This window comes from Roseovarius arcticus (assembly GCF_006125015.1).
In the GTDB taxonomy this organism is placed as follows: Bacteria; Pseudomonadota; Alphaproteobacteria; order Rhodobacterales; family Rhodobacteraceae; genus Roseovarius; species Roseovarius arcticus.
The window spans coordinates 121,176-146,001 of sequence record NZ_SZZN01000001.1; the positions used below are offsets into that span (position 1 = coordinate 121,176).

A 24,826-nucleotide genomic window follows, 5' to 3' on the forward strand; every position below is an offset into this window, starting at 1 on the left:
GCAAAGGTGCGGCATCCGCGCTAGCCATCGGAGGTCAAAACTCATCTGCGAGGGACCATGCCGCACTCACCGATAGACCCCGCCGACCTGACCGCTGCGCTGATCCGCTGCCCGTCCGTGACCCCTAACGAGGGCGGCGCGCTGGCGCTGCTGGAGGACCTGCTATCAGACGCCGGCTTTGCCTGCTGGCGCGTTGACCGTGCTGGAATCGCCAATTTATACGCGCGTTGGGGCACCAAGGGCGCAGGGCGCAGCTTTGGCTTTAACGGGCATACTGATGTGGTGCCGCTGGGGGATGAGGCCGCATGGACGGTGCCACCCTTCGGTGCCGAAATCCGCGACGGCATGATGTGGGGCCGAGGCGCGACCGATATGAAATCGGGGGTTGCCGCCTTTGCCGCCGCAGCCGTTGATTTTGTGCAACAGACGCCCCCCAATGGCGCCGTAATCCTTGCCATAACCGGCGATGAGGAGGGAAATGCGCTGGACGGCACCACTGCCATCCTGGACTGGATGAAGGCGAATGGCGAAGCGATGAGTGTCTGTCTCGTGGGCGAGCCGACCTGCCCGGACGAGATGGGCGACATGATCAAGATCGGGCGCCGCGGCTCACTAAGCGGATTTTTCTCCATAACCGGCGTGCAAGGCCACTCCGCCTATCCGCACCGCGCGGTTAATCCGCTGCCAGTTATGGCGCGGCTGGTGGACCGGCTCAGCAGTCATACGCTGGACGAGGGCACTGATCATTTCGATCCATCAACGCTGGCGTTCGTGACTATCGACACTTGCAACCTGGCGACCAACGTGATCCCCGCCACCGTCCGCGCGACCGTCAATATCCGCTATAACGACGCTCATTCCGGCGATAGCCTGACCGCGTGGCTGCAAGAGCAACTAGACGCCATCTGCGACGAAGCAGGCGTAACTGGCACGCTCAAGGTCACTAACACCGGCGAGAGTTTCCTCACACCTCCGGGCGAGTTCTCGGACCTTATCGTGCGCGCGGTCGAGGCCGAGACGGGGCGCACCCCTGTGCTTAGCACGTCCGGCGGCACGTCCGACGCGCGCTTTGTCAAGGATCACTGCCCCGTGGTCGAATGCGGGCTGGTGGGCCGCACCATGCATCAGGTGGATGAGCGGGTGAGTGTCGCGCAGATCCACCAGCTCAAGGCGATCTACACCCGGATCCTAAGCGACTACTTCGCCGGGTAGATGCGTCCGGCGCTGGTCATTATGCTGAAAGAGCCGCGACCGGGCCGGGTCAAAACCCGGCTTGGGCGCGATATCGGCATGGTGGCGGCCGCGTGGTGGTTTCGTCACCAGACGGCGCGGCTGATCCGGCAGGTGCAGGATCCGCGCTGGCACGTCATCCTTGCGATAGCGCCTGATCGGGCCGGGCTGGCCTCGCGCGTCTGGCCCGCGCATCTGCCGCGCATTGCCCAAGGCGGCGGCGATCTGGGCGACCGTATGGCACGCCTTATGCGCGTTTCGCCAGCGGGTCCGGTCTGCATCATCGGCGGGGATATTCCCGGCGTGCGCAAACATCACATCGCGCGGGCATTCAAGGCGCTGGGCGCGCATGATGCCGTCTTTGGCCCTGCGCTTGATGGCGGCTATTGGTTGATAGGATTGAGGCGCATGGCGGCTATCCCCACTGGTTTCCTGCAGGGCGTTCGCTGGTCCACCGCAGATGCCCTCTCGGGCAGCATGGCAACCCTGCCGGGCGCGCGAATCGCACTGGTCGATACCCTGCGAGATGTCGATACTGCGGCAGATCTGCACGCCGCGCGATAACGGTTCCCGCCGTGCAGACTGCATGATACGAGACGCGCATGAACCAGATGCCCACCAAAGCCGAGATCCTCCAATGGATCACCGATAACCCAACCCTCGGCGCCAAGCGCGAGATCGCCAAGGCGTTCGGCATCAAGGGTGCCGCAAGGATCGATCTCAAGCGCATCCTCAAAGAGCTGGAGGCCGAGGGCCATCTGGAAAAGCGGAAAAAGACTTACCGCGATCCTGATCGCTTGCCGCCCGTTAGCGTCCTACAAGTCTTGGGCACCACCCCCGATGGCGACCAACTGGCCAGGCCGCTGGAATGGCATGGGGACGGGCAGGAGCCTGTCGTCCTGCTGATCCCCCGCGCGTCCGATCCAGCACTGGGCGAGGGCGAGCGTATATTGGCCAAGCTGCAACTGGTCACAGGCGAGGCGCATCATTACGAGGCGCGGCTGATCCGGCGCATCGGGACGAACCCGTTGAAAGTGCTGGGCATCTTCCGCAAAGGGTCCGACGGGGGGCGCATCCTTCCCATTGACAAGGGGCAGGGTAAAGAATGGCAGGTGGACGCTGCGCAGGCTGGCGGCGCGCAGGATGGCGAGCTGGTCGAGGCGGAGCAATCGGGTCCGAAGGGCCGCATGGGCCTCCCACGTGCACGCATCACCGCGCGCCTTGGCGATCCGTCGGCGCCGCGCGCCGTGTCGCTGATCGCGATCCACCAGCACGGCATCCCCGATGAATTCCCCGACGCCGTAATCGCCAGCGCCGACGCGATGAAGCCTGCCGGTTTGGCAGGCCGCGAGGATTTGCGCGATCTGCCGCTGGTCACGATCGACCCCGCTGACGCGCGCGACCACGACGATGCCTGCTATGCCCACGCCGATGACGATCCCAAGAACGCGGGCGGTCACGTCCTCTGGGTCGCCATCGCAGATGTAGCGCATTACGTGACACCCGGCTCTGCGCTGGACGATGAGGCGCGGCTGCGCGGCAACTCCAGCTACTTTCCCGACCGCGTCGTGCCAATGCTGCCAGACCGGCTGTCGGGTGATCTGTGCTCACTGCACGAGGGCGTGCCGCGCGCGTGCATTGCTGTGCGAATGAGGATCAATGAGTTTGGCGAGAAAATCGGCCAGACGTTCCACCGGGGCATCATGCGCTCGATCGCGTCACTGACCTATCAGGAGGTGCAGGCGGCGATGGATGGCTCGCCAAGCGCGCGCTGTGCTGAGATGATGGACGACGTGATCCGCCCGCTTTATGCCGCCTACGACGCGCTAAAAATTGCGCGCAAGAACCGCCAGCCACTGGATCTGGACCTGCCCGAGCGCAAGGTCGTGCTTAGCGATGAGGGCAAGGTCCTCAGCGTCAATTTCACTGACCGGCTGGATGCGCACAAGCTGATCGAAGAATTTATGGTGCTAGCCAATGTCGCCGCCGCCGAGACGCTGGCCGCCAAGAAAACCGCGCTCCTTTTCCGCGTGCACGAAGAACCACCGGAGGAAAAGCTGGACACGCTGCGCGACGTGGCCGAGGCGGCGGGGCTGGTTCTGGCCAAGGGGCAAGTGCTGAAAACCGCGCATATCAATGCGCTGCTGCACGGCGCCGCTGGCACCGACCATGCCGAGCAGATTAACATGAGCACCTTGCGTGCCATGACGCAGGCCTATTATTCGCCCAGCAATTTCAGCCACTTCGGCCTTGCGCTGCTATCCTATGCGCATTTCACTTCGCCCATCCGGCGCTATGCCGATCTGGTTGTGCACCGCGCACTGATCACCGCACATGGCTGGGGCGATGATGGACTAGCACCCGGCGAAGAGGACCGGCTGGAGGCGACGGCCAAGCATATCTCGGACACCGAGCGGCGCAGTATGATGGCCGAGCGGGACACCAATGACCGCTACTTGGCCGCGTTCCTTAGCGAGCGCGTTGGCGAGGAATTCACCGGGCGCATCAGCGGCATCGCGAAGTTTGGCGCGTTCGTGAGGCTGGACGAGACGGGCGCGGATGGCCTCATTCCGATGCGTAATCTGGGGCACGAGTATTTTCACTTTGACGCGGATAGCGCCACCCTCATGGGCTCCGATTCGGGGCGGATCATTTCACTGGGCCAGCGCGTGACGGTCAAGCTGTCCGAGGCCGCGCCGGTGACGGGTGGCATCGCACTTGAGCTGATCAGCATCGAGGGCAAGGACATGCCGCAGGGGCGCGGTCGTGCGCGTGGCAAGCCGCCCAAGCGCAAGATGGGTGCGGCAAAGAAGAAGGCGGCCAAGACGAAAAAGAAGGTTGAGCGGACGCGCCGCAGCTAGGGCTTAGGCAGGGCCGGTCACGCGGTTGACATGGCCCATCTTTCGGCCCGGCCTCACCTCGGCCTTGCCATAAAGATGCAGCGCGCAGGTGCCATCGCGGGCCAGATCAGGTACGCGGTCCATGTCATCGCCGATCAGATTCTCCATCACCACGTTCGAGTGCCGTTTTCCGTCGCCGAGTGGCCATCCGGCAACGGCGCGGATGTGCTGTTCAAACTGGTCGATGGTGCAGCCATTTTGCGTCCAATGACCGGAGTTGTGCACCCGGGGGGCGATCTCATTCACAATCAGGCCATCCTCGGTGACGAACAGCTCGACGCCCATGACGCCGACGTAGTCCAGTTTGTTCAGGATCTGCGCGGCCAGCAGCACAGCATCGCTTCGCTGAGCTGGCGAAAGGCGCGCAGGGATGGTTGTGGTGCGCAGAATCCCCGCCTCATGCACGTTCTCGCCGGGATCGTAGGCTGACACGTCGCCAGCGGCATTGCGCGCCGCGATCACCGAAACCTCATGGCTGAAATCTACAAAGCCCTCGTAGATCGACGGTGCGCCGTTCATGTCCGCCAGCGCGCCTTCGGCCTCATTGGGGTCCGAAATGCGCGCTTGCCCCTTGCCGTCATAGCCAAAGCGCCGCGTTTTCAAAATTGCAGGCAAACCGATCTCGTTCATTGCCTGCGTGATGTCGACGCCGTCGTCGATCGCCGCAAATGGCGCAGTTTTTAGCCCCAACTCGTTTAGAAACGCCTTTTCGACCAGTCGGTCCTGACTGACCCGCAGCGCTTTGCGGTTTGGATAGACGCGGCGCAGCTTCTCTAGGACATCCAGCGCGGAGGTCGGGATATTCTCAAACTCGTAGGTTATGACATCGCAGGCCTGCGCGAACGTGCGCAGCGCATCCTCATCTTCGTAGGATGCTGCGATATGGCGATCAGCGACGTGAGACGCAGGGCAATCGGCGCCCGGCTCAAAAATGCAGGTTTTGAATCCCAGCCGCGAGGCCGCAACTGACAGCATCCTGCCCAGTTGGCCGCCGCCGAGAATGCCGATTGTAGCGCCGGTTTTAAGCGGATCAGTCATTGCTCGGCTCCTCGGGGATAGAGGCCGACAGGGCCGCGCGCCATTCGTCCAGCCGCTGCGCCAGCGCCGCATCGCCGTTGGCCAGGATCGCAGCGGCCATAAGGCCGGCATTGGCCGCACCAGCCGCGCCGATGGCCATGGTGGCGACAGGGTAGCCGCGCGGCATCTGGACGATGGAATAAAGGCTGTCAACGCCCGACAATGCCTTGGTCTGGACCGGCACGCCGATGACCGGCACGCGCGTCTTGGACGCCATCATGCCTGGTAAATGCGCGGCGCCGCCCGCGCCTGCGATGATCGCCTTTAGCCCGCGACCGGCCGCCTCGCTGCCGTACGACCACAAGCGATCCGGCGTGCGGTGAGCAGACACAATGCGCGTCTCGTAAGGCACGCCGAGCGCATCCAGAATATCTGCGGCTTCCTTCATCGTGGGCCAGTCCGACTGGCTGCCCATGATGATCCCGACTTCTACTTGCGGCATCGCGCGCCCCTCACTGATTCAGGCGCAAACCATAGGCGGGCGGGCGCGGGGCGTCCACCACTCAGGCGGCGTAATTGCAAAGGCTCAGGCGATGATGTCCGGCAACAGGCGATCCTCGATGTATGCAATGCGATCCTTGAGGCGCAGTTTTTGCTGCTTGAGCCGCTTGACGGTCAGCGGGTCGCGCACGACGCGCTCTTCCAAAGCATGGATCGCGGCATCCAGATCGCCATGCTCGCGGCGAAATTGCTCCAACTCGACGCGCAATACGTCATCGGATTTCATCGAAAGTTCGCTATAGGCGTTCATTCAGACACGATTCCCGCTGATATAAGGCTCGTTGATAATACGCGCAAACCAAGCGTCCGCATAGCCCTTGCACCGCTTGTGGTGAACACCCATATTTGCATCATGGCGCCGCCGCCTATACTGGGACGGCGCCCTGACCAGTCGCTTGACACAAGGACGTGGCACATGACGAAACTGACGTTGGGGGCGCACCCCTATATGCTGGGCTTTGACCAGCTGGAACGACTGCTGGAACGCAGCGCCAAATCTGGCAACGAGGGCTATCCGCCCTTTAACATCGAGCAAACCTCCGACAATTCGTACCGGATTACGCTGGCCGTCGCAGGCTTTGGCGAGGATGATCTGTCCGTCACGGTTGAGGATCGCCAGCTGGTGATCCGGGGCCGACAAAGCGCAGATCATAGCGAGCGGATATTTTTGCACCGCGGTATTGCCGCCCGGCAATTCCAGCGCAGCTTTGTTCTGGCCGACGGGGTCGAGGTCGGCGCCGCGATAATGGAGAACGGACTTTTGCATATCGACTTGACTCGCGCGCCGCCCGAAACAGTTGTTCAGACGATCCAGATCAACAAACGTGGCCAATAACAGAAAGGCACGAACAAATGGATACCGAATTTGAATTTCCGCACGAGGCGGGCCACCGCATCGCATACGTCCGTCCTGTCGCGGTCGAGGATCTGCCCAAGGACGTGCAGAGCCAGGTTGGCGATCTGACGACGCTCTATGCCGTGCACGACGAGCAAGGTGAGCGCCTCGCGCTGGTCAGTGATCGCAAAATGGCATTCGTGCTGGCGCGCCAGCATGATCTGGACCCTGTGACCGTACATTGATACGGGCGCAGCACCGAGTATTTTCGCCAAGTTGAACAAAAGGGCGCGCACGGGTTAGTTGCCGGTGCGCGCCCTTCGGCGTAAAGGGGGCCCGTATTTCGGAGAGTGCTATCAGATGTCCAGACCTGCGCCGAAGGTAGCTATTCTACCCCAAGACCTGCGGCTGGGTATGCGCCCCGGCGCGATCCCGCTGGACCAGCTATTGTGGCCGCTGGGGCAGCCAAGCGGCATCAAAGGCCGCACGCTGAGCGATCTAGAGGCGCATGATCATCTGATCGTTTTTCCGCGCAGGTCGATGCATTGGCGGCCCGGTTTTGGCACGCAGGCACGGGTGTCGATCATGGTGATGGAGCCGGGAGCCATCCACAGCGGACATCTGAAGGCGCTGCGCCGCTCATATAAACGGTTCTACAAAGTGCTGGCGCATAACGATGAATTGCTATCGGCGATACCCAACGGGGCCTTCCTTCCGTTTGGCAGCACTTGGGTTACTGATTGGCGTACTCTTGATACGCAAAAGACACGGATGATATCGCTGATCGCATCGAACAAGCGCTCGCAGGTCGGGCATCGGCTACGCCACCGGATTGTGGAGTGGGCCGCAGGCGCTGGTGTGGACATGGACGTCATGGGGCGCGGCTATACGCCATTCACGACGAAGTCCGACGGGCTGGCGCCCTACCGCTATTCGGTGGTCATCGAAAACGTGCGCGAGCCGAATTACTTTTCCGAGAAATTGTTGGACGCGGTGCTTTGCCGAACCGTGCCGATCTACTGGGGCTGCCCCAACATCGACGATTTCCTCGACACGTCAGGCATGATCGTATGCCAGAGCGAGAAAGACATACGGGCCGCTATTCTAACCACCAGCGCCGAGGATTACGAGACGCGCGTTCCCGCACTTGACGCGATTCAGGAAAAGGCGGCGGAGTATGGCGATTTCTATGGCCGTGCGGCGCGGGCGGTGTTGCAGACCTGATGCGCCTGCGTTGACCAGATCCGCTGGCAAGGCGTGCGTTGTTGCATTGCGTGTCTGCCTGAACGTCAGCGATGAGGTCCTGCTGGTCAATTTTTGCGTAACGCGGAATTGGCCTCCGCCCGATCAAACCTACTTTTAATCAAGGTACGCGTCAGACCGCTGCGCCGCTCGTTCATGGTGAATCGGCAAGGTGCGCCCATAGAGCTGCATCGTTCTCTCTGGCGATCCAACCATGTTTGGCTCTCCGACATAGGAAAATATCGCGACATAGCGTGGCCGTTGTCCGATCAGCGGCGCTACCCGGTGTAGTGAGTATCGGCCGCGAAATATCTGAAGGTCACCGGGTTCAAGGTTTAGCACCTTTACCTTGTCCGAAGTCCCATTCAAAACTCGAGAGACCTCAGCGAAATTCTCGTCGCCCTCACGGATGCGCGGCGCGTATTCAAATGCACCGCCCTGATCGGCGTTCTGTATGGCAAGCGTAACGGTGAAATTATTCGTGTCAAAATGCCAGGGGAAGCCGTTACCTTCCTTGGCTTTGTTAATGATGACATCCGCCAATGGGTCTGCGTATCGGTAGAATTCTTCTTCCTGAAGGCAATCTTGGATGAACCGGTCGAAGCCCTTACTGTCTTGAATAGTCCGAAGTGGCCCGGTCTTGGAGAAGTTATCTGCCGGGACGAATGAATTTGAACGGTCAAAAAACTGCCGTCGCGGATCATCGGAAGGAAGACTAGGATCGTCCTTGGTAAAATAAACATTGGTGCGATTGAAACTGCTGTGCCCGTTGCCAGAGACGCTGTCTGCCTCAGAAGTGAGCGCTCCGATGCCGCTCGAAGTCAGAAATTTCTTAATGACCGCGCAGCCGTTGCGCTTCAGATCATTCCGAACCCTCTCTAGCAGGGAATCGCGCTCGGCCCCTTCTTGGCAAATCGGATAGCTTTTGTAGTCAATAAGATCAGCGGCAATATAGGACACAGGTAATCTCCCATGATGTTCCCTACAGTTATCACCTTAAAATCTCGCTATCAGGTTCATTTTCGACATCGAGATGTCGCGTTTTATTGGTCGAATACGCGGTGGTCGCCTAAAGAGCCGCGGCATTGCCCCGCGGCTCTTGCTTTTATCACCCTTTGATCAGGCCCATCTGCTCCAGCTTGAGGATCACCTGGTGGGCGCAGTTGTCGACGTCTACTTTTTCGGTTTCGACGCGCAGTTCCGGTGTCTCGGGGATGTCGTAGGGGTCCGAGATGCCGGTGAACTCCTTGATCTTGCCTGCGCGCGCCAGCTTGTAGAGGCCCTTGCGGTCGCGGCGCTCGCATTCCTCCAGCGAGGTCGCGACGTGGACCTCAACGAAGGCGCCGAACTCTTCGACGTCCTCGCGCACCGCGCGGCGGGTGGTCGCGTAGGGCGCGATCGGCGCGCAGATGGCGATGCCGCCATTCTTGGTGATCTCGCTCGCGACGTATCCGATGCGGCGGATGTTCAGATCGCGGTGCTCTTTGCTGAAGCCCAGCTCTGAGCTGAGGTTTTTGCGCACGATATCGCCGTCCAGCAGGGTCACGGGGCGCCCGCCCATTTCCATCAGCTTGACCATCAGCGCGTTGGCGATGGTGGATTTGCCGCTGCCCGAATAGCCGGTGAAAAACACGGTAAAGCCCTGTTTGGCCCGCGCGGGACGCGTGCGGCGCAACTCGGTCACGACCTCAGGAAAGGAGAACCATTCGGGGATCTCAAGGCCCTCTTGCAGGCGGCGGCGCAGTTCGGTGCCGGAGATGTTGAGGATCGTGACGTCGTCCTTGTCCTCGATCTCGTCCATCGGCTCGTACTGGGCGCGCTCCTGCACATAGACCATATGCTTGAAATCGACCATCTCGACGCCGATCTCGGACTGGTATTTGCGGAACAGGTCCTGCGCATCATACGGCCCGTAGAAATCCTCCCCGGCCGAGTTCTTGCCGGGGCCCGCGTGATCGCGGCCGACGATGAAATGCGTGCAGCCGTGATTGGCGCGGATCAGGCCGTGCCAGACCGCCTCGCGCGGGCCGCCCATGCGCATGGCAAGGTTCAAGAGCGACATCGCGGTGGTCGATCCGGGGTACTGATCAAGGACCGCCTCGTAGCAGCGCACGCGGGTGAAGTGATCGACGTCGCCGGGCTTGGTCATGCCGACGACGGGGTGGATCAGCAGGTTCGCCTGCACCTCCTTGGCGGCGCGGAACGTCAGCTCCTGATGGGCGCGGTGCAGTGGATTGCGGGTCTGAAAGGCGACGACCTTCCGCCAGCCCAGCTTGCGGAAATAGGCGCGCAACTCGTTCGGGGTGTCGCGGCGGGCGCGAAAATCATAATGCACGGGCTGCTGAATGCCGGTGACCGGGCCGCCAAGATAGACCGCGCCGGCCGTGTTGTGCAGGTAATTGACGGCCGGATGGGCACTGTCATCGGCGCCAAAGACGCCCTTGGCCTCGACGGATTTGTCGGGCGTCCAGCGGTCGGTGACGGTCATGGTCGCAAGGATCACGCCCTCAGGGTCGCGCAGCGCGATGTCCTGGCCCAGCTCAAGTTTGCCTGCAAACTCGTCCGCCACATCCAGCGTGATCGGCATCGGCCACAGCGCGCCCGAGGCCAGACGCATGTCGCTGACCACGCCGTCATAATCGGCCTCGCTCATGAACCCCTTCAGCGGATTGAACCCGCCATTCATCAAAAGCTCCAGATCGCACACCTGCCGCGCCGTCAAATCGTGACTGACCAGATCCGCCGCCTCCAGCTTCAGCTTCTGCGAAGACTCGTGGCTCACGTAAAGTTCCGGGATGGGTCCGTGATTGTTGAAGTTCGTCATGGGATCACTTTCAGAGTTTGCCTGCGATATTTCCTAGTGGTCATTTGCGCCGATTGGCGCGAGCGGCCCGCAGAATTTGCCGCGCTGTAGCCCGCAAATGTGGCAGAAGTCTAGCGGTAGGTGCAGTTTTTCTCCGCAAAGGATCAATTTTCCGCCAAGCGCCCCGAGATCAGCCCATGAAGCCCCAGCCGTCGGGTTTAAATCCATGCGGAAGGACCGCGCGCGTCGCTGTTTCCTCGCCCAACCAGATCGCCATGGCGGTCAGCGGCTGGTCCGGCAGGGACGCGGCCAAGTAGTCGGTGCCATCCTCGTCCGGGGTGCGGGCGCAGTCATAGCCCGCCTCGCTTAACGCGGCCTCGGCGGCATCCCAATCGGCGCCCTCTTCGGGCACGAAGGCATAGTCGATATCGGCCGCATCCGGCAGGTCTGCGCCGCCTGAGACGTCGTCCCATGCGGCATAGGTATCACGCCGTTGGGCGGCGAAATCATGCGTCATTCTGCGGCGTTCTCAGTGGCGGGGGCCGCGCTTACCGCGTCCTCATTTTCGGCCATGCCATGCTCGGCCAGCCAGCGCTCGGCCTCGAGCGCGGCCATGCAGCCCATACCGGCGCTGGTGACGGCTTGGCGGTATTTGTGATCAGTCAAATCGCCGGCGGCAAAGACGCCGGGCAGCGACGTCTCGGTGCTGTCGGGCTTGGTCACGACATAGCCGCCCATATGCGTCTCGAGCACGTCCTTGACCAGCTCGTTCGCGGGCGCATGGCCGATGGCGATGAAAACGCCCTTGGCGGAGATGTCGGTAATCTCACCAGTTTTCGTGTGCTTGACCTTCACGCCTTCGACGCCCAGCGGTGCGTCGGTGCCGTAAACCTCCTCCAACTCGTGGAACCACAGGGTGTGGATCTTAGGATTCTTCTCAAGCCGGTCGATCAGGATGCGCTCGGCGCGCAATTCGTCCCTGCGATGAACCAGCGTGACCTTCGACGCGAAATTAGTCAGAAACAACGCCTCCTCGACCGCCGTGTTGCCGCCGCCGACAACGACAATTTCCTGCCCGCGATAGAAAAAGCCGTCGCAGGTGGCGCAGGCTGATACGCCAAAGCCCTTGAATTTTTCCTCGCTGGGCAGCCCCAGCCATTTGGCGCGGGCGCCCGTGCAAAGGATGATCGCATCAGCGACGTATTCGGTGCCGCTGTCGGACTGGCAGACATATGGACGCTTGGAAAAATCGATCGAGCTGATGATGTCACTGATGACTTCGGCGCCCATAGCCTTGGCATGTGCCTCCATCCGGATCATCAGGTCGGGGCCTTGCACCTCAGTATCGCCGGGCCAGTTTTCGACCTCGGTCGTGGTGGTAAGCTGGCCGCCCGGCTCAATCCCCTGCACGAGGACAGGTTCCAGCATAGCGCGGCTGGCATAGACGGCCGCAGTATAACCTGCCGGGCCGGAGCCGATGATCAGAACCTTCGTCTTTTTCGTACCGGCCATATGGGCCTCCGTTTAGTGGTCTGCGTTTCTTGGCCTGATATAGACGCGGTCGGCGGGCGGCGAAACCCCCCGCAAAGCGGGGTTGCAGTCAAGTCGCCAAAGGCGTTATGGCACGCAATGATCTTGCGCGCATGCGAAAGATTGTTGCGCTGTATGCGGTGCTTGATATAACAATCGCGAAATTTTACGAGAGCTGGAAATCATGGCAACCACCCGTCTGGACCCGATCGACCGCAAGATACTGGCCGAGCTTCAGGCCGATGGCCGTATGACCAACGTGGAACTGGCCCGCCGTGTCGGCATATCCGCCCCGCCCTGCCTGCGCCGCGTGCGTACTTTGGAGGAGGCGGGTTATATTCGCGGGTATCACGCCGACGTGGACGCGCGCGAGTTGGGGTTCGAGGTGCAAGTTTTTGCCAATGTTGGGCTGCAAAGCCAAGCCGAGATGGATCTTACTGCGTTCGAGAGGCGCTGCGCTGAGTGGCCGCTGGTGCGCGAGTGCCATATGCTGAACGGTGAGGTCGATTTCATTTTGAAATGCGTTGCGCCGGACCTGAGTACGTTTCAACGCTTCCTGACCGAGGAATTGACCGCCGCGACCAACGTGGCCAGCGTCAAGACCGCGCTGGTCATTCGCGGCGCAAAGGACGAGCCGGGCGTGCCATTCGAGGTGCTTGAGGCGCGGTTGGCGCGCGGCGCCTGAGACGCTGGCAGGCCACCATTAGATGACAGCCCGGCCGCCTGTTCCAAGAGGGGCGCGCGGATGCACAAGACCGCCGAAATCGGCGGGGTGCGTAACATGCGGGAACAAATCGATGAACTGCTCTAGCTGGCGAAATGTCAACTGGTTCTGAAATCCGGGTCCAGGGTGGTACGTTTCGACCGCGAGGCCAGCAGCAGTGATCGTCGCGTGGCGGCGCAGCGCGAGATGATAAAGCTGCACCGCGCCCGGCGGGCTAAGTTCGATGACATGCGTGCCGTCAATCAGATCGCGCACCGGACGCAACACCAGATCGGAATGGACATTGCCGGACTGCGACGGGTTGCGCTGTGCAATGCGCGCGCCCGGGCCAGTCATCAGGTCAGTCATCGGGCGACCCATACCCAGCGCTCCGGTCATGATACGTGTCAGGCGCGGCGCTTCGGGCGCTGTTTCGCTGCGGCGCAGCGACATGGTTCCGATCCATAGGACAGGCGACGGGCCGCGCTCGTTCGTCAGCACTTTCATTCCGGGGGCCAAGTCCTCGATCGCGACGGGGCCGCGCGGGGTGGCGATCAGCGTGCCGCGCGCAAATGCCGAAAAGGCCGCCTCAAAAACAGGAAGTGCGGGAACATTATGGCGGGCCTCGCGGGCGCTTCCGTCTCTAAGCAGATAAGCGATTTCGCACTCCTGCACGGGGGTCTGAAGGGCATCCCTCAGGTTTGTGACCTCTCGGCGCGCCACGCCCCGCGTCCGGCCGATTTCGGCGCGCGGAGCGCCTGTCAGGCCAAGGGCGGAGGGAGTGTAGACCATAATTTGTTGCGCTTTCTAAGGCTGCATTGCAATGAGAGGCTGGCAATGGAGATCTGGCACGCCAAGGCGCGCACACGAATTCCCCGTGCCTTCGTCATGCACGATCAGGCGTTGCGCAGCATCCGGTCGCGGGGCATCGCAGACGCAATGCGCTGGGAGACGCTGCTGCGCTGGCCACGCTGGAAGGGGAGGGCGGGCATTTTGCCGCCTGCCGTTTTCAAGATGGAGGTCATCCAACGTTTCTGCGGCTTGCTCTGCGTGTTCATGTTTATGCTCCAAGTCTGCCCGATTGTCGGGTCTGCTGTATATCTGGCATCAAACTGACAGTGATTTGCGGCCAAGTTTTGGCAGCGGCGGGGCATTTGCCGCAGGTCATGGCAAAAACGCTCGACATGTTGCGTGGTATGGCAAGCGGCTGTTTTTAGATGAGTTATTGTAATTTCCATCAGCTGCGCAGCCTGCTGACTGGCGGCGCGCATCTCAATTTAGGCGATGTTGTGGCGGGGCTGCCCTTGGTCTTAACCATCCATGACTTGATCAGAGGCGGATAGATGCGATCAGGCGGCCATAGTCTGCCTCGCCCCGGTGCGTGGTGCGGCGGTAGGAGTAGAATCGATCTTCGTCCCCGTAGGTGCAATGGCCGGTCCATTCCGCATGGCCCACCCCGGCGCAGCGTAATCGCGCGAGGCCGAAGGCCGTGAGGTCGAACTGCATTCGACTCTCTGCGCCGGGGGCAAAGAATTGGGCATGGCCTGCATCTGCGGTTAGAAACGCGTCGGCGAACTCCGCGCTCACCTCATAAGCCGCTTGGCTGATTGAGGGGCCGATGACAGCGTGGATGTTGCCCCGCGCAGCGCCGAGAGCCACCATTGCGTCGACGGTGGCCTCCAGCACGCCGTCCAATGCTCCGCGCCAGCCGGCATGGGCCGCGCCAATTACACCTGCATCCACATCGGCAAACAATACGGGCTGGCAATCTGCGGTCAGGATCGCCAGCGCAATTCCGGGGGTGGCCGTGACCATCGCATCTGCGCGAGGCCGCTCTTTCAATGGCGCGTTCACCACAGCGACATCGGCTGAATGGATCTGACGCACGCTTTGCAAATGATCCGGCGCGACGTTCATAGCATCTGCCACACGGGCGCGATTAATGTTGACGATTTCGCGCAGATCGCTGGACCCTTCGCCGCAGTTCAGCCCCGTGAAGATGCCCGATGAGGCCCCGCCTCGGCGGGTAAAGAATCCATGGCGCAGGGGCGCAAGACTGTCGGCAGTCAGGATTTCCAGCGTCATGAGACAAGTCCCGGTGGCGGCGCGGCACCCTCGGGGTAAAGGCCCATCACCTTAAAGAGCGTCCCCATTTCCGCCGGATGGGTCAAGCGCCGATGTGCCGCGACATGCGCGCTGCGCGCCTCGCCGCTTAGCGCATCTGCCAGCTTTTGCGCCCGCTGCGCGATGCCCAGACGCTCTAAAAACACCCCTTGGGTGCTAAGACGCGTGTGCCGCGCGGGCGCGGCGGCCAGCGCCAGCGCCTCGAAATCGACATGCGCGGTCAGATCGGCGGTACCCGGCGCCGCAAAGGGATCAGCGGTTGCGTGAGCACGGAGCGCCTGAAACGTATCGCCGAGCGTGCGCCAGTCGCCGTAATCCACGATCAGTGCCGCGCCGCCAAGTCGCGCGATCTGCGCGCCGAGATGCGCGGCGATGCGGGTGCCTGCCGGGCAAAATTCGACGATATCGCCCTCTGCCGTATCCTCCAGCCGGTGGGCGAGCATCGGTAGCAACGTGGGGGCGCTGAGGGCAGGCGACAGGCTGGCGCCATCCCGGCTGACCATCAATTCGCGCCATGCGTCGCCGCTGCGCTGTGCCTGCCGGATCGGCAGCGCGTCGAAAAACTCGTTAGCGATTAGAAATAGGGGCAGGTCAGGCAGCGCCTCGACATTTGCGTGCCATAGGGGGGCGTAGCTGTCCAGCGTCTTGGCCTGCACCGCGCGCAAGGTCTGAGATGTCTCGACCAGATGCACCTGCGCGGCGGCGTGAAAGCCGGGCACACCCCGCGTGGCGCGCAGGATATCGGCCATTAGCGTGCCGCGCCCCGGCCCCAACTCGGCCAGTCCAATGACGCTTGGCGCACCCTGATCCAGCCATGTCTGGGCAAGGGAGAGGCCCAAAAGCTCGCCGAACATCTGGCTAATCTCGGGCGCGGTGGTGAAATCGCCTGCCGCACCAAAGGGGTCGCGCGTGGCGTAGTAGCCATGTTTGGGATGCATCAGGCACAGCGCCATGTAATCGGCCAGCGACATAGGCCCGTCCGCGTCGATCTGCGCCAGGATCAGATCGCCAAGCGGGGTCATGTGCTGTGCGGGCGCGTCGCTAGTAATATGAGGCCAAATGCGATCATCGGCAGTGACAGCAACTGCCCCATCGTCAGGCCATAACCCGCACCCAGTTGCACTGCATGGCCCAGCGGATTGCCTAACGTCATAAACTGCGCATCGGCCTGACGCGCAAATTCAACTACAAAGCGCGAGGCCCCGTAACCGATGAAGAAGCATCCTGTGATCCAGCCGGGTCGCTTGAGCGCGCCGCGACGGTAGGCAAGCCACAGCAGCACAGCGCCCAGAATGACGCCCTCCAGCAATGCCTCATATAGCTGCGAGGGGTGGCGCGCGCAAAGTCCCAGCACCTCAGGGCAGTCCTGCGCGGCGGCGCCGGGAAATACCACGCCCCACGGCAGAGTGGTTGGCCGGCCCCACAGCTCGGCGTTGATGAAATTGGCGATGCGGCCCAGTGCCAGCCCAATGGGCGCGGCCATACACAGCAGATCGCCGACGGACAGGATGCGCAGCTTGTTGCGGAGCGAGAACGCAATGCACGCCACCAGCACGCCCAGCATACCGCCATGAAACGACATGCCGCCCTGCCAGACCTTTAATATTTGCACTGGATGCGACAGGTAATAGCCGGGCTGGTAGAACAGCACAAAGCCTAGCCGCCCGCCCAGAATGACGCCCAAGATGGCCCAAAACAGCAGATCCTCGACCTGTTTTGCGGTCATCGCAGCGTTTCCACCCTGCCACAGATGCGGCCTGCGTACAGCGCCCAGAACGATCCGCCATCCGGCGAGGATGCCCGCGATGTAGGCCAGCGCATACCAACGCAGCGCGAATTCCATGCCAAAGACCGAGATCGAGAACAACTCGGGCGAGATATCGGGGAAGGGGATAACAGCTTGCATACCGCGTTCATGGCCGCGCGGCAGGGGGGAAGTCAACGGGCCTCACGCATCTTGTGATCAGGGGCGCGCGCACCATATAACATGCCAGACGCGGCCCTGCCGCAGGATGTTTGAAATGCGGCCCCGCCGCAGGCGATAGGAGCAAGACATGCAGACCCGCAACAAGGTGATGGACGATATCTCGCAATTGATGACCAACGCGATGGGCGTGGCCCAAGGCGCAAGGAAAGAGGCCGAGACGGCGATGTCGTCGATGATCGACCGCTGGCTGGCCGACCGCGATTTCGTCACGCGTGAGGAATTCGACGCCGTGCGCGCCATGGCCCAAAAGGCCCGCGAAGAGAACGAAGCGTTGAAAGCGCGCCTCGACACGCTTGAGGCAGGCACGCCCGAGCGCCGCTGACACGCGGCGGCGGCGAAATAACGCCGCTGCCCTTTCTTGCTATTATCACACGACGAGATTGCCGCGCGCGCCGCCCCCTGGCCCAAAGGAGGCGGGTATGCCGCGTTTTTGGCAGTCCGCCGATCTGCGCCCGGACTGCTGGTCTGCGCCGCAAAACAACACCTCTCTCATTTTTCGGCCTGACAAAACTCATTGACTAGACCGCTTTAGTCTCACAGTTTAGAGATAATAGTTCTGTGATTTCCGTGAGTTACAATCAAAAAGTGTATTATGTCAGGGGGATTCTCCCATGAGGTGTGTAGAGAAAAATGACGCGACGTTATCGCGTAGGGTCACGACATGAGTGTGGATCCGTCCTGCGATTGCGGGTGGCCGGTCATGTCGCCGGATGCGGCAAACCGCGTGCGGGCAGTCCAGAACCGTCTGGGGCGGCTACGCGAACTGCGCCAGATAACGCGCGACGCGCCTGATCGTCTGCGCCGCGACGCTGCGATTATCGACTACACCCGCGCACTCGACAGCCTGATCGAAGATCTAGGCGCGCTGGATGAAATGGGAGTGTTGGCGGCCTGTATACGGCGCCTTGAACCCTGCAAAGGGCAGTCGCCGCAGGACTGATACGGGCGAAAACGACTCCAAAGCGCCCGATTTGGGGCTTAATACCAGTCTATCCACAACTTATTGCGGTTATCCCCAACAAATTGCTTTACACACGCACGGCCGTACCGCACCATATATGGTAAGGGAATGGGCGCGCACCCCATCCCGTTGAGCAGTTATCCAGCGCTTGGGGGCGTCAGATCCCCGTCGCAGGATTAGATCCAAAGGTGAAACCATGGCCCTGTCCGAGCAGTTTCTGTCCGATGACGTGCACCCCATAGATATTGTCGAAAATTTGGCGACACATAATGATTGGCAATTCGACCGCGTTGGCGATGACCAGATCGCAATGGCCGTCGAGGGCCAGTGGCGCACCTATTCGATTACCCTCGCATGGTCCGCCTATGACGAGACGCTGCGCATGGTTTGCACCTTTGAAATGGACCCACCCAGCGAAAAATTGCCGGCCCTTTTCGAGGCCCTGAACGAGATAAACGACCAGTGCTGGTCCGGTGCCTTTACCTATTGGCGCGAACAAAAGTTGATGGTCTATCGCTATGGATTACTGATGTCCGGCGGGCAGGGTGCCAGCCCTGAGCAGATCGACACGATCATCACTGCCGCCGTCCTGAACGCCGAGCGTTATTATCCCGCATTTCAGTTGGTCGTCTGGGGCGACCGCACTCCGCGCGACGCGATGCAGGTTGCCATTGCAGAGGCTTATGGCCGCGCGTAACCTTACCGCCTGAACCTGAATTCAGGCGAAAGGGACGCTTATGGATATGGATTTCGTGGCCGAAAAGGGCCTTGTGCTGCTTGGCTGTGGCAAGATGGGCGGCGCTATGCTGCAAGGCTGGCTGAAGGGTGGATTGCCCCCCTCATCGGTCTGGGTGATTGACCCCAAGCCATCGGATTGGCTGAAATCCACAGGCGTTACCATTAACGGCGATCTGCCCACCGCGCCGGGCATAGTTCTGATCGCGGTCAAGCCGCAGATGATGGGCGATGCGCTGCCGAGCTTGCGCGAAATGGGCAATGGCACCACCCTCTTTATCTCGGTCGCCGCAGGCACGCCGATCTCAGCGTTCGAGGCTGCATTAGGCAGCGCCAGCCCGATCATTCGCGCCATGCCCAACACGCCCGCCGCGGTGGGCCGCGGCATCACCTCGATCATTGGCAACGTCCACGCCAGCAGTGACCAGATGGACCTGGCCGAGACATTGTTGACCGCCGTTGGTCAGGTCGTGCGGCTGCAGAATGAGGATCAAATGGACGCCGTCACCGGCGTCTCAGGCTCTGGCCCGGCCTACGTCTTCCACATGATTGAATGCATGGCAAAGGCGGGCGAGGCCGAGGGGCTACCGGCCGCGCTGGCCATGCAACTGGCGCTGGCGACGGTCGCTGGCGCAGGCGCGCTGGCAGAGGGATCGGACGAGACGCCATCGCAACTGCGCGTCAATGTCACCAGCCCAAATGGCACCACACAGGCGGGTCTAGACGTGTTGATGGACGCCGAGAACGGCCTGCCAGACCTGATCCGCCGTACAGTGGGCGCCGCCGCCAACCGATCGAGGGAACTGAAGAATGGCTGACATCTCATTTGATGACTTCATGGCTGTCGATATCCGTGTAGGCCGCGTCACCCGGGCCGAGCCGTTTCCCGAGGCGCGCAAGCCCGCGATCAAAATGTGGATCGATTTCGGACCTGCGATTGGCGAGCGCAAGACATCGGCCCAAGTCACCGCGCATTACACGCCCGAGACGCTATCAGGCCGGATGGTAATGGGCGTCGTCAACTTTCCACCACGACAGATTGGTCCCTTTATGTCCGAAGTGCTGGTGCTAGGCGTCGCGGATGCGAACGGCGAAATAGTGTTGCTGTCGCCGGACCAGGATGTGCCCATTGGCGGACGAATGCATTGAGCCGCGTTTTCCTGACCCGGCCCCTACCGGCGCGCGTTATTGCCGCCGCAGAGGCTGCGTTTGACGTAGAGGTGCGCAAAAGCACGCTGCCAATGAAGCCCGGCGAAATGCGCGCAGCGCTCGCGCTATATGACGGCGTAATACCGACATTGGGCGATATCTTTGACGCCGAGGTGTTCGAGGATGGCGCGCATCGCTGCAAGATACTGGCGAATTTCGGCGTCGGTTATAATCATATCGACGTGGTCGCCGCCCGCGCCTGCAATGTAACCGTCACGAACACCCCCGGCGCTGTCACTGATGCGACCGCCGATATTGCCATGACCCTCATGCTGATGAGCGCACGCCGCGCGGGCGAGGGGGAGCGGCTGGTGCGATCAGGCATGTGGGAGGGCTGGCATCCGACCCAGATGCTGGGCCTTCACTTGGGCGGCAAGACTGTGGGCATCATTGGCATGGGCCGCATCGGGCAGGCTATCGCGCGGCGCTGCCATCATGGCTTTGGCATGGACGTGATCTACTACAACCGCTCTGAGAAACAGATGGATTTCCCGGCTCTGCGGATGGACGAGATCGCGGCGCTCGCCGGGCGCGCCGACGTGATTGTTGTTTGCGTGCCCGGCGGGCCCGGTACGCACCATCTGATCGACGCAGGTGTCTTTGCCGCGATGCAGCCGCACGCACACCTTATCAACATCTCGCGCGGGGATGTGGTGGAGGAGGCGGCGCTGATTTCCGCGCTGCAAACGGGCCAGATCGCGGGCGCGGGTTTGGACGTTTATGAGCACGAGCCAAAGGTGCCAGATGCGCTTGTCGCGTTGGAAAGCGCCGTGTTGCTGCCGCATCTGGGCACGGCTGCGCTAGAGGTACGAGAGGCGATGGGGATGCTGGCTGTCGAAAACCTCAAGGCGTTCTTTGCCGGCGACGCACCGCCCAACGCGGTCAACTAAAATGGGGCTGGCCGCCGTCACGGGTACCGGGGTTTTTACACCGTCGTACGTTATCACCAATGACGAACTGGTGACGGCTTTCAACGCCTACGCAGACGCGTTCAACGCGGAGAATGCAGACGCCATAAACGCAGGCGACATGGCGGCCAAGCCTCATTCCAGCAGCGACTTCATTGTCAGCGCGTCAGGTATCCACCAGCGATATGTGGTGGAGAAGTCTGGCATCCTTGATCCGCAAATCATGCACCCAACCCTGCCGCCGCGCGGCGATGATCAGCCCAGCCTGATGGCCGAAATGGCGCTGGATGCATGCACAAAAGCGCTGGCAGAGGCGGGCCGCGGCGGCGCTGATGTCGATCTTATCATCTGCGCTGCGTCCAATCACGAGCGGGCGTATCCCGCGATTGCTGTGGAAATTCAAAATCTTCTTGGCGCGCGTGGGTTTGCTTTTGATATGAACGTCGCCTGCTCATCGGCCACATTTGGAATGCAGGCGGCGGCGGACATGATCCGTGCTGGGTCAGCCCGCTGCGCGATCGTCGTCAGCCCCGAGGTATGTAGCACGCATCTGGAGTGGCGCGACCGCGATTGCCACTTCATTTTTGGCGATGTTTGCACGGCGGCGGTGCTGGAGCCGGAGGAGGTGGCCAAAGGCGCACATTTTCGTATCCTCAGCACCCAATGTGCCACACAGTTTTCAAACAATATTCGCAACAATGACGGCTTTTTGCGCCGCGCCCATGGCCAGATGCAGGACCGCCGCGACATGCAGTTCATGCAGGAAGGGCGCCGCGTTTTTAAGGAGGTTCTGCCGCTGGTCGCGAGCCATATCGCAGACCATCTGGCGGACGCAGGCACACCGCCAGAAGGGCTAAAACGCCTCTGGCTGCATCAGGCCAACAAGGCGATGAACGACTATATTGGTCGCAAGGTGATGGGACGAACACCAACGCCAACAGAGCAGCCGAACGTTCTGCAGGACTACGCCAACACCTCGTCGGCAGGCTCAATCATCGCATTTTCGCAGCATAGCGCCGATCTGGTTCCGGGCGATTTGGGCCTGATATGCTCGTTCGGTGCGGGCTATTCGGTGGGGTCTGTTCTGGTCGAACGCGGCTGATCTTTGTGGCCGTTTTGCCAATGGCGCACACTGCGCGCGACCAGCGTAGCACTGGGATAGGCGATAGAAAACGCCAGGATGATGCAGACCACGATAACCCAAAATGACGTATAGCCGAGGCTTGCGCAGACTGCGATTAACGCGCCTGCCACCGCTGCCGCGCTGAGCAATGTCAGGTATAGGGCGAGGCGATCCATCGGGTGACCTTTCTACTTTGCGGGTACCTTAAAGTAACTCATGCCGCGCTCGCATCGTTCCGCCTAGCGCCCCTGCCGCATACTGGCGCGCAGTTGCGAGGGGGCCGCGCCGTAACGCAAACGCACAGCGCGCGCCATCGCAGCGGGCGAGTCGTAGCCGCACCGCACGGCGATCTCGCCCACCGCCAAAACGGTGCTGTCCAGCAGTTTGCGTGCTTCGGACAGGCGAATATGACGATAGACCGTGCCGGGCGGCGCGCCCAATGCCCGGCGAAAATGGCGGTCGAGCGTCCGAGGCTGGCAATTCAGCCTCCGCGCGATAGCGGCCAAAGGCAGGGGCCGCTCTACATGCGCGCGCATCTGCGCCAGCGCACCCTGCACCAGTGCATCGGTCTGTGGCGGGGTAGCCGACGTGTCGCTGCCATGCATGAACTGATCTTCGACATCCAGCCGCGCGGCCATGCCGGCGTGATACGCAATCAACTCCATCATCAGGTCCAACGCGCTCATTGCGCCGGCGCAGGTAATCGTCGGCCCATCGTAGATAACGCGCGCACGCTCGACCTCAACCTCCAGAAACCGCTCGGCAAAGGCGTCCTGCAGATCCCAGTGCAGCGTGGCGCGGCGCCCGTTCAGCAGTCCAGCCGAGGCCATCAGCCATGGCCCGGTGTCCATCCCGGCCACGAATCTCGCGCGTGACGCCGCAGCGCGCAGCGCCTTGCGAACCAGCGCTGTGTCGTGGCGTACATGGTCGTAACTGGCGAGTACGAATAAGTAATCGCAATCGCCCAGTTGCCCCAGCGCATCATGAGGCAAGACCTGCATCCCGCTGGAGCTGTGGACCGGATTGCCTGCCATCGTCACAATCCGCCAGTGAAATAGGTCCGCCCGGCTGACGGAATTTGCGGCGCGCAGCGGCTCTAGACAATTGGCGAGGCAGAGGTTCGAGAACCTGTCAAAGAGCAGAAATGCAATGGTGATCGGTGCGCCGGGCGGTTTTGTCCATTTTTGCATCATTCCTGTCCGATACCGCACTATCGGGCCCGTTGCCAGCGTTACCATATGCGGCAAGCGACGACTCGAAATCCCCCCCCGAAAGGATGGCCCATGCCCCTGACTATGAACCGCGACGTCTTTATCACTTGTGCCGTGACTGGCGGCGGCGGCACCCAGGATCGCAGCCCGCATGTGCCGCGCAGCCCCCAGCAGATCGCAGACAGCGCCATTGCGGCGGCAAAGGCTGGCGCCGCCATCGTGCATTGCCACGTGCGCGATCCCGAAACAGGCAAGCCAAGCCGCGACCTGAAGCTATACCGCGAGCTAACCGATCGCATCCGCGCGTCAGATACTGACGTGGTGCTGAACCTGACCGCTGGTATGGGCGGCGACATGATCTTTGGCGATCCCGAAACCCCGCTGCCGCTGAACGAGGGTGCATCCGATATGGTCGGGGCAAGTGAACGCACCGCGCACGTGCTGGAATGCCTCCCCGAGATTTGCACGCTGGATTGCGGCACGATGAACTTTGCCGAGGCCGATTATGTCATGACCAATACGCCCGGCATGTTGCAGGCGATGGGCGGCATGATGACCGGCGCAGGCGTCAAGCCAGAGATTGAGGCGTTTGACACCGGCCACCTTTGGTATGCCAAGCAACTGGTCAAGGATGGCGTGCTGGAGGCCGATGCACTGGTTCAGCTGTGCATGGGCGTAAAATGGGGCGCGCCGAACGACATGAACACCTTTATGGCAATGGTCAACAACGTGCCAGACGACTGGAACTGGTCGGCATTCTCATTGGGCCGTGACCAGATGCCTTACGTCGCCGCAGCAGTGCTGGCAGGCGGCAACGTGCGCGTCGGGCTAGAGGATAACCTGATGCTGGACAAAGGCGTTCTGGCCGAAAACCATCATCTGGTCACACGCGCCCGCGAGATCATTGAGCGTATGGGCGCACGCGTCATGTCACCCGCAGACGTACGCGACAAACTGCGCCTGACCAAGCGCGCGCCGAAGTGAGCCAGCGCGTCCTCATAACCGGGGGTGCGTCTGGCATCGGCCTTGGCCTTGCGCGGAGGTTTGCGGCGCAAGGCGATCGTGTCGCACTATGCGATGCCGACGGGGATGCGGTTGCGCGTGTCGCTGCCGCCATGCCAGACGCCATCTGCAGGCAGGCGGATGTCACGGACGCGGCCCAGATGGACGCATTTCTAGGCGAGGTTGAGGGCGCGTTGGGCGGTATTGACGTGGTCTGCGCCAATGCGGGCACCGGCGGCCCCGCTGGCCGGATCGAGGATCTGGACTATGACGCGTGGCAGGCGTGCCTTGCCGTCAACCTGAACGGCGCGTTTCTGACCTGCCGCTGGGCCGCGCGGATCATGCGCGCCCAAGGGTCGGGCTGCATCGTCATCACCTCGTCGACGTCGGGCCAATGGGGTCACCCCTACCGCTCGCCCTATGCGTCGGCGAAATGGGGCCTTATCGGCCTGACCAAAACGCTGGCGATGGAGCTGGGCCCCGTGGGCGTCCGCGTCAACGCCATTTGCCCCGGCGCGGTGACGGGCGACCGGATGGACCGCGTCGTTGCGATGGAGGCCAAGGCGGCCGGGCGCCCTGAGCAGGACGTGCGCGACCAGTATGTGCGCGGCGTGTCGATGCGCACTTGGGTCACTGTTGATGATCTGGCCGACACGGTGCTCTTCCTCGCCTCGCCGGCCGCCTCGAAAATCTCTGGCCAGATCCTGGCGATCGACGGCCACACCGAAACAAACGCGCCCTAAGC

The 24,826-nt window shown here is 61.7% G+C and carries 30 protein-coding genes; 17 read left to right on the forward strand and 13 right to left on the reverse strand.

Features of this window, described 5'->3' with window-relative positions:
- The first annotated feature begins 57 nt into the window (after positions 1-57).
- The 3 genes from dapE to rnr are packed head-to-tail and all read left to right on the forward strand — an operon-like array spanning position 58 to position 4,091.
- On the forward strand, positions 58-1,212 hold the full coding sequence (dapE, locus tag MK6180000_RS00560; RefSeq protein WP_138932950.1) for a succinyl-diaminopimelate desuccinylase: 1,155 nt from the start codon (positions 58-60) through the stop codon (positions 1,210-1,212).
- Positions 1,213-1,794 (forward strand): TIGR04282 family arsenosugar biosynthesis glycosyltransferase, encoded by a 582-nt coding sequence (locus tag MK6180000_RS00565; RefSeq protein ID WP_138932951.1) that lies wholly within the window; start codon positions 1,213-1,215, stop codon positions 1,792-1,794.
- A 38-nt stretch (positions 1,795-1,832) separates the two neighbouring features.
- Positions 1,833-4,091 carry a ribonuclease R gene (gene rnr / locus MK6180000_RS00570; RefSeq protein WP_138932952.1) on the forward strand — a complete coding sequence of 753 codons (2,259 nt, stop codon included), beginning with the start codon at positions 1,833-1,835 and terminating at the stop codon, positions 4,089-4,091.
- A gap of 3 nt (positions 4,092-4,094) precedes the next feature.
- Here the strand turns inward: rnr and MK6180000_RS00575 are convergent, their stop codons facing one another.
- The 3 genes from MK6180000_RS00575 to MK6180000_RS00585 all read right to left on the reverse strand — a co-directional run bounded on the left by MK6180000_RS00575 (position 4,095) and on the right by MK6180000_RS00585 (position 5,958).
- The gene (locus MK6180000_RS00575) at positions 4,095-5,168 is read right to left on the reverse strand and encodes a 5-(carboxyamino)imidazole ribonucleotide synthase (protein WP_138932953.1); all 1,074 of its coding nucleotides are present in this window, start codon (positions 5,166-5,168) and stop codon (positions 4,095-4,097) included.
- On the reverse strand, positions 5,161-5,649 hold the full coding sequence (gene purE, locus MK6180000_RS00580) for a 5-(carboxyamino)imidazole ribonucleotide mutase (RefSeq protein WP_138932954.1): 489 nt from the start codon (positions 5,647-5,649) through the stop codon (positions 5,161-5,163). The genes MK6180000_RS00575 and purE overlap by 8 nt, the downstream gene beginning before the upstream one ends.
- An 84-nt stretch (positions 5,650-5,733) precedes the next feature.
- On the reverse strand, positions 5,734-5,958 hold the full coding sequence (locus tag MK6180000_RS00585) for a YdcH family protein (RefSeq protein WP_138932955.1): 225 nt from the start codon (positions 5,956-5,958) through the stop codon (positions 5,734-5,736).
- A gap of 165 nt (positions 5,959-6,123) precedes the next feature.
- Between MK6180000_RS00585 and MK6180000_RS00590 the strand changes: the two genes are divergently transcribed.
- The 3 genes from MK6180000_RS00590 to MK6180000_RS00600 all read left to right on the forward strand — a co-directional run bounded on the left by MK6180000_RS00590 (position 6,124) and on the right by MK6180000_RS00600 (position 7,767).
- On the forward strand, positions 6,124-6,543 hold the full coding sequence (locus MK6180000_RS00590) for an Hsp20 family protein (protein ID WP_138932956.1): 420 nt from the start codon (positions 6,124-6,126) through the stop codon (positions 6,541-6,543).
- A gap of 17 nt (positions 6,544-6,560) precedes the next feature.
- A complete protein-coding gene (locus MK6180000_RS00595) occupies positions 6,561-6,788 on the forward strand; it encodes a DUF1150 family protein (RefSeq protein ID WP_138932957.1) in 228 nt (75 codons plus the stop codon).
- A 115-nt stretch (positions 6,789-6,903) separates the two neighbouring features.
- A complete protein-coding gene (locus tag MK6180000_RS00600; RefSeq protein ID WP_138932958.1) occupies positions 6,904-7,767 on the forward strand; it encodes a hypothetical protein in 864 nt (287 codons plus the stop codon).
- Positions 7,768-7,902: 135 nt separating this feature from the next.
- On the opposite strand, the gene MK6180000_RS00605 is transcribed toward MK6180000_RS00600, so the two are convergent.
- The 4 genes from MK6180000_RS00605 to trxB all read right to left on the reverse strand — a co-directional run bounded on the left by MK6180000_RS00605 (position 7,903) and on the right by trxB (position 12,100).
- Positions 7,903-8,745: a HalD/BesD family halogenase gene (locus tag MK6180000_RS00605; protein ID WP_342777689.1), complete on the reverse strand. Its 843-nt coding sequence runs from the start codon at positions 8,743-8,745 to the stop codon at positions 7,903-7,905.
- 148 nt (positions 8,746-8,893) lie between these two features.
- On the reverse strand, positions 8,894-10,609 hold the full coding sequence (locus tag MK6180000_RS00610; protein WP_138932959.1) for a bifunctional sulfate adenylyltransferase/adenylylsulfate kinase: 1,716 nt from the start codon (positions 10,607-10,609) through the stop codon (positions 8,894-8,896).
- 169 nt (positions 10,610-10,778) lie between these two features.
- Positions 10,779-11,105, reverse strand: a complete 327-nt coding sequence (locus MK6180000_RS00615; RefSeq protein ID WP_138932960.1) for a ribonuclease E inhibitor RraB — start codon at positions 11,103-11,105, stop codon at positions 10,779-10,781.
- Complete coding sequence (gene trxB, locus MK6180000_RS00620; RefSeq protein WP_138932961.1) at positions 11,102-12,100, reverse strand: thioredoxin-disulfide reductase; 999 nt, start codon at positions 12,098-12,100, stop codon at positions 11,102-11,104. The genes MK6180000_RS00615 and trxB overlap by 4 nt, the downstream gene beginning before the upstream one ends.
- 202 nt (positions 12,101-12,302) lie before the next feature.
- Here trxB and MK6180000_RS00625 point away from each other — a divergent pair, with 202 nt between their 5' ends.
- Positions 12,303-12,803 carry an Lrp/AsnC family transcriptional regulator gene (locus tag MK6180000_RS00625; RefSeq protein WP_138932962.1) on the forward strand — a complete coding sequence of 167 codons (501 nt, stop codon included), beginning with the start codon at positions 12,303-12,305 and terminating at the stop codon, positions 12,801-12,803.
- An 18-nt stretch (positions 12,804-12,821) separates the two neighbouring features.
- On the opposite strand, the gene MK6180000_RS00630 is transcribed toward MK6180000_RS00625, so the two are convergent.
- Positions 12,822-13,613, reverse strand: a complete 792-nt coding sequence (locus MK6180000_RS00630; protein WP_138932963.1) for a Hint domain-containing protein — start codon at positions 13,611-13,613, stop codon at positions 12,822-12,824.
- Positions 13,614-13,658: 45 nt separating this feature from the next.
- On the opposite strand from MK6180000_RS00630, the gene MK6180000_RS00635 reads away from it, so the two are divergent.
- Positions 13,659-13,937, forward strand: a complete 279-nt coding sequence (locus tag MK6180000_RS00635) for a hypothetical protein (protein WP_138932964.1) — start codon at positions 13,659-13,661, stop codon at positions 13,935-13,937.
- Positions 13,938-14,150: 213 nt separating this feature from the next.
- Here MK6180000_RS00635 and pgeF read toward each other — a convergent pair whose 3' ends face one another.
- The 3 genes from pgeF to lgt are packed head-to-tail and all read right to left on the reverse strand — an operon-like array spanning position 14,151 to position 16,851.
- Complete coding sequence (gene pgeF, locus MK6180000_RS00640; RefSeq protein WP_138932965.1) at positions 14,151-14,906, reverse strand: peptidoglycan editing factor PgeF; 756 nt, start codon at positions 14,904-14,906, stop codon at positions 14,151-14,153.
- Positions 14,903-15,967, reverse strand: a complete 1,065-nt coding sequence (locus MK6180000_RS00645; RefSeq protein ID WP_138932966.1) for a class I SAM-dependent methyltransferase — start codon at positions 15,965-15,967, stop codon at positions 14,903-14,905. Before MK6180000_RS00645 ends, pgeF begins: the two co-directional genes overlap by 4 nt.
- The gene (gene lgt, locus MK6180000_RS00650) at positions 15,964-16,851 is read right to left on the reverse strand and encodes a prolipoprotein diacylglyceryl transferase (protein WP_138932967.1); all 888 of its coding nucleotides are present in this window, start codon (positions 16,849-16,851) and stop codon (positions 15,964-15,966) included. The genes MK6180000_RS00645 and lgt overlap by 4 nt, the downstream gene beginning before the upstream one ends.
- Before the next feature lie 148 nt (positions 16,852-16,999).
- On the opposite strand from lgt, the gene MK6180000_RS00655 reads away from it, so the two are divergent.
- The 7 genes from MK6180000_RS00655 to MK6180000_RS00685 all read left to right on the forward strand — a co-directional run bounded on the left by MK6180000_RS00655 (position 17,000) and on the right by MK6180000_RS00685 (position 21,847).
- Positions 17,000-17,254 (forward strand): accessory factor UbiK family protein, encoded by a 255-nt coding sequence (locus tag MK6180000_RS00655; RefSeq protein WP_138932968.1) that lies wholly within the window; start codon positions 17,000-17,002, stop codon positions 17,252-17,254.
- A 339-nt stretch (positions 17,255-17,593) separates the two neighbouring features.
- Positions 17,594-17,872 (forward strand): hypothetical protein, encoded by a 279-nt coding sequence (locus MK6180000_RS00660; protein WP_138932969.1) that lies wholly within the window; start codon positions 17,594-17,596, stop codon positions 17,870-17,872.
- A 217-nt stretch (positions 17,873-18,089) separates the two neighbouring features.
- Positions 18,090-18,590, forward strand: a complete 501-nt coding sequence (locus MK6180000_RS00665) for a type III secretion system chaperone family protein (RefSeq protein ID WP_138932970.1) — start codon at positions 18,090-18,092, stop codon at positions 18,588-18,590.
- Positions 18,591-18,630: 40 nt separating this feature from the next.
- Positions 18,631-19,446, forward strand: coding sequence for a pyrroline-5-carboxylate reductase (gene proC / locus MK6180000_RS00670; RefSeq protein ID WP_138932971.1), 816 nt, complete (start codon positions 18,631-18,633; stop codon positions 19,444-19,446).
- Positions 19,439-19,777, forward strand: a complete 339-nt coding sequence (locus MK6180000_RS00675) for a tRNA-binding protein (RefSeq protein WP_138932972.1) — start codon at positions 19,439-19,441, stop codon at positions 19,775-19,777. The genes proC and MK6180000_RS00675 overlap by 8 nt, the downstream gene beginning before the upstream one ends.
- A complete protein-coding gene (locus tag MK6180000_RS00680; RefSeq protein WP_138932973.1) occupies positions 19,774-20,727 on the forward strand; it encodes a 2-hydroxyacid dehydrogenase in 954 nt (317 codons plus the stop codon). The genes MK6180000_RS00675 and MK6180000_RS00680 overlap by 4 nt, the downstream gene beginning before the upstream one ends.
- A gap of 1 nt (position 20,728) precedes the next feature.
- Positions 20,729-21,847, forward strand: a complete 1,119-nt coding sequence (locus tag MK6180000_RS00685; protein ID WP_138932974.1) for a beta-ketoacyl-ACP synthase III — start codon at positions 20,729-20,731, stop codon at positions 21,845-21,847.
- Here MK6180000_RS00685 and MK6180000_RS00690 read toward each other — a convergent pair.
- Together MK6180000_RS00690 and MK6180000_RS00695 are read right to left on the reverse strand one after the other, a co-directional pair.
- Complete coding sequence (locus MK6180000_RS00690) at positions 21,811-22,044, reverse strand: hypothetical protein (RefSeq protein ID WP_138932975.1); 234 nt, start codon at positions 22,042-22,044, stop codon at positions 21,811-21,813. The genes MK6180000_RS00685 and MK6180000_RS00690 overlap by 37 nt on opposite strands.
- 63 nt (positions 22,045-22,107) lie before the next feature.
- Positions 22,108-23,058 (reverse strand): GlxA family transcriptional regulator, encoded by a 951-nt coding sequence (locus MK6180000_RS00695; protein ID WP_138932976.1) that lies wholly within the window; start codon positions 23,056-23,058, stop codon positions 22,108-22,110.
- 93 nt (positions 23,059-23,151) lie between these two features.
- Between MK6180000_RS00695 and MK6180000_RS00700 the strand changes: the two genes are divergently transcribed.
- A complete protein-coding gene (locus MK6180000_RS00700) occupies positions 23,152-24,063 on the forward strand; it encodes a beta-keto acid cleavage family enzyme (protein WP_138932977.1) in 912 nt (303 codons plus the stop codon).
- Entirely contained in the window at positions 24,060-24,824 is a 765-nt protein-coding gene (locus MK6180000_RS00705) for an SDR family oxidoreductase (RefSeq protein ID WP_138932978.1), read from the forward strand. The genes MK6180000_RS00700 and MK6180000_RS00705 overlap by 4 nt, the downstream gene beginning before the upstream one ends.
- Positions 24,825-24,826 lie beyond the last annotated feature (2 nt).

Coding starts and splice junctions, on each gene's coding strand:
- dapE (WP_138932950.1), top strand. CDS start 58: ATGCCGCACTCACCGATAGACCCCGCCGACCTGACCGCTGCGCTGATC.
- MK6180000_RS00565 (WP_138932951.1), top strand. CDS start 1,213: ATGCGTCCGGCGCTGGTCATTATGCTGAAAGAGCCGCGACCGGGCCGG.
- rnr (WP_138932952.1), top strand. CDS start 1,833: ATGAACCAGATGCCCACCAAAGCCGAGATCCTCCAATGGATCACCGAT.
- MK6180000_RS00575 (WP_138932953.1), bottom strand. CDS start 5,168: ATGACTGATCCGCTTAAAACCGGCGCTACAATCGGCATTCTCGGCGGC.
- purE (WP_138932954.1), bottom strand. CDS start 5,649: ATGCCGCAAGTAGAAGTCGGGATCATCATGGGCAGCCAGTCGGACTGG.
- MK6180000_RS00585 (WP_138932955.1), bottom strand. CDS start 5,958: ATGAACGCCTATAGCGAACTTTCGATGAAATCCGATGACGTATTGCGC.
- MK6180000_RS00590 (WP_138932956.1), top strand. CDS start 6,124: ATGACGAAACTGACGTTGGGGGCGCACCCCTATATGCTGGGCTTTGAC.
- MK6180000_RS00595 (WP_138932957.1), top strand. CDS start 6,561: ATGGATACCGAATTTGAATTTCCGCACGAGGCGGGCCACCGCATCGCA.
- MK6180000_RS00600 (WP_138932958.1), top strand. CDS start 6,904: ATGTCCAGACCTGCGCCGAAGGTAGCTATTCTACCCCAAGACCTGCGG.
- MK6180000_RS00610 (WP_138932959.1), bottom strand. CDS start 10,609: ATGACGAACTTCAACAATCACGGACCCATCCCGGAACTTTACGTGAGC.
- MK6180000_RS00615 (WP_138932960.1), bottom strand. CDS start 11,105: ATGACGCATGATTTCGCCGCCCAACGGCGTGATACCTATGCCGCATGG.
- trxB (WP_138932961.1), bottom strand. CDS start 12,100: ATGGCCGGTACGAAAAAGACGAAGGTTCTGATCATCGGCTCCGGCCCG.
- MK6180000_RS00625 (WP_138932962.1), top strand. CDS start 12,303: ATGGCAACCACCCGTCTGGACCCGATCGACCGCAAGATACTGGCCGAG.
- MK6180000_RS00630 (WP_138932963.1), bottom strand. CDS start 13,613: ATGGTCTACACTCCCTCCGCCCTTGGCCTGACAGGCGCTCCGCGCGCC.
- MK6180000_RS00635 (WP_138932964.1), top strand. CDS start 13,659: ATGGAGATCTGGCACGCCAAGGCGCGCACACGAATTCCCCGTGCCTTC.
- pgeF (WP_138932965.1), bottom strand. CDS start 14,906: ATGACGCTGGAAATCCTGACTGCCGACAGTCTTGCGCCCCTGCGCCAT.
- MK6180000_RS00645 (WP_138932966.1), bottom strand. CDS start 15,967: ATGACCCCGCTTGGCGATCTGATCCTGGCGCAGATCGACGCGGACGGG.
- lgt (WP_138932967.1), bottom strand. CDS start 16,851: ATGCAAGCTGTTATCCCCTTCCCCGATATCTCGCCCGAGTTGTTCTCG.
- MK6180000_RS00655 (WP_138932968.1), top strand. CDS start 17,000: ATGCAGACCCGCAACAAGGTGATGGACGATATCTCGCAATTGATGACC.
- MK6180000_RS00660 (WP_138932969.1), top strand. CDS start 17,594: ATGAGTGTGGATCCGTCCTGCGATTGCGGGTGGCCGGTCATGTCGCCG.
- MK6180000_RS00665 (WP_138932970.1), top strand. CDS start 18,090: ATGGCCCTGTCCGAGCAGTTTCTGTCCGATGACGTGCACCCCATAGAT.
- proC (WP_138932971.1), top strand. CDS start 18,631: ATGGATATGGATTTCGTGGCCGAAAAGGGCCTTGTGCTGCTTGGCTGT.
- MK6180000_RS00675 (WP_138932972.1), top strand. CDS start 19,439: ATGGCTGACATCTCATTTGATGACTTCATGGCTGTCGATATCCGTGTA.
- MK6180000_RS00685 (WP_138932974.1), top strand. CDS start 20,729: ATGGGGCTGGCCGCCGTCACGGGTACCGGGGTTTTTACACCGTCGTAC.
- MK6180000_RS00690 (WP_138932975.1), bottom strand. CDS start 22,044: ATGGATCGCCTCGCCCTATACCTGACATTGCTCAGCGCGGCAGCGGTG.
- MK6180000_RS00695 (WP_138932976.1), bottom strand. CDS start 23,058: ATGCAAAAATGGACAAAACCGCCCGGCGCACCGATCACCATTGCATTT.
- MK6180000_RS00700 (WP_138932977.1), top strand. CDS start 23,152: ATGCCCCTGACTATGAACCGCGACGTCTTTATCACTTGTGCCGTGACT.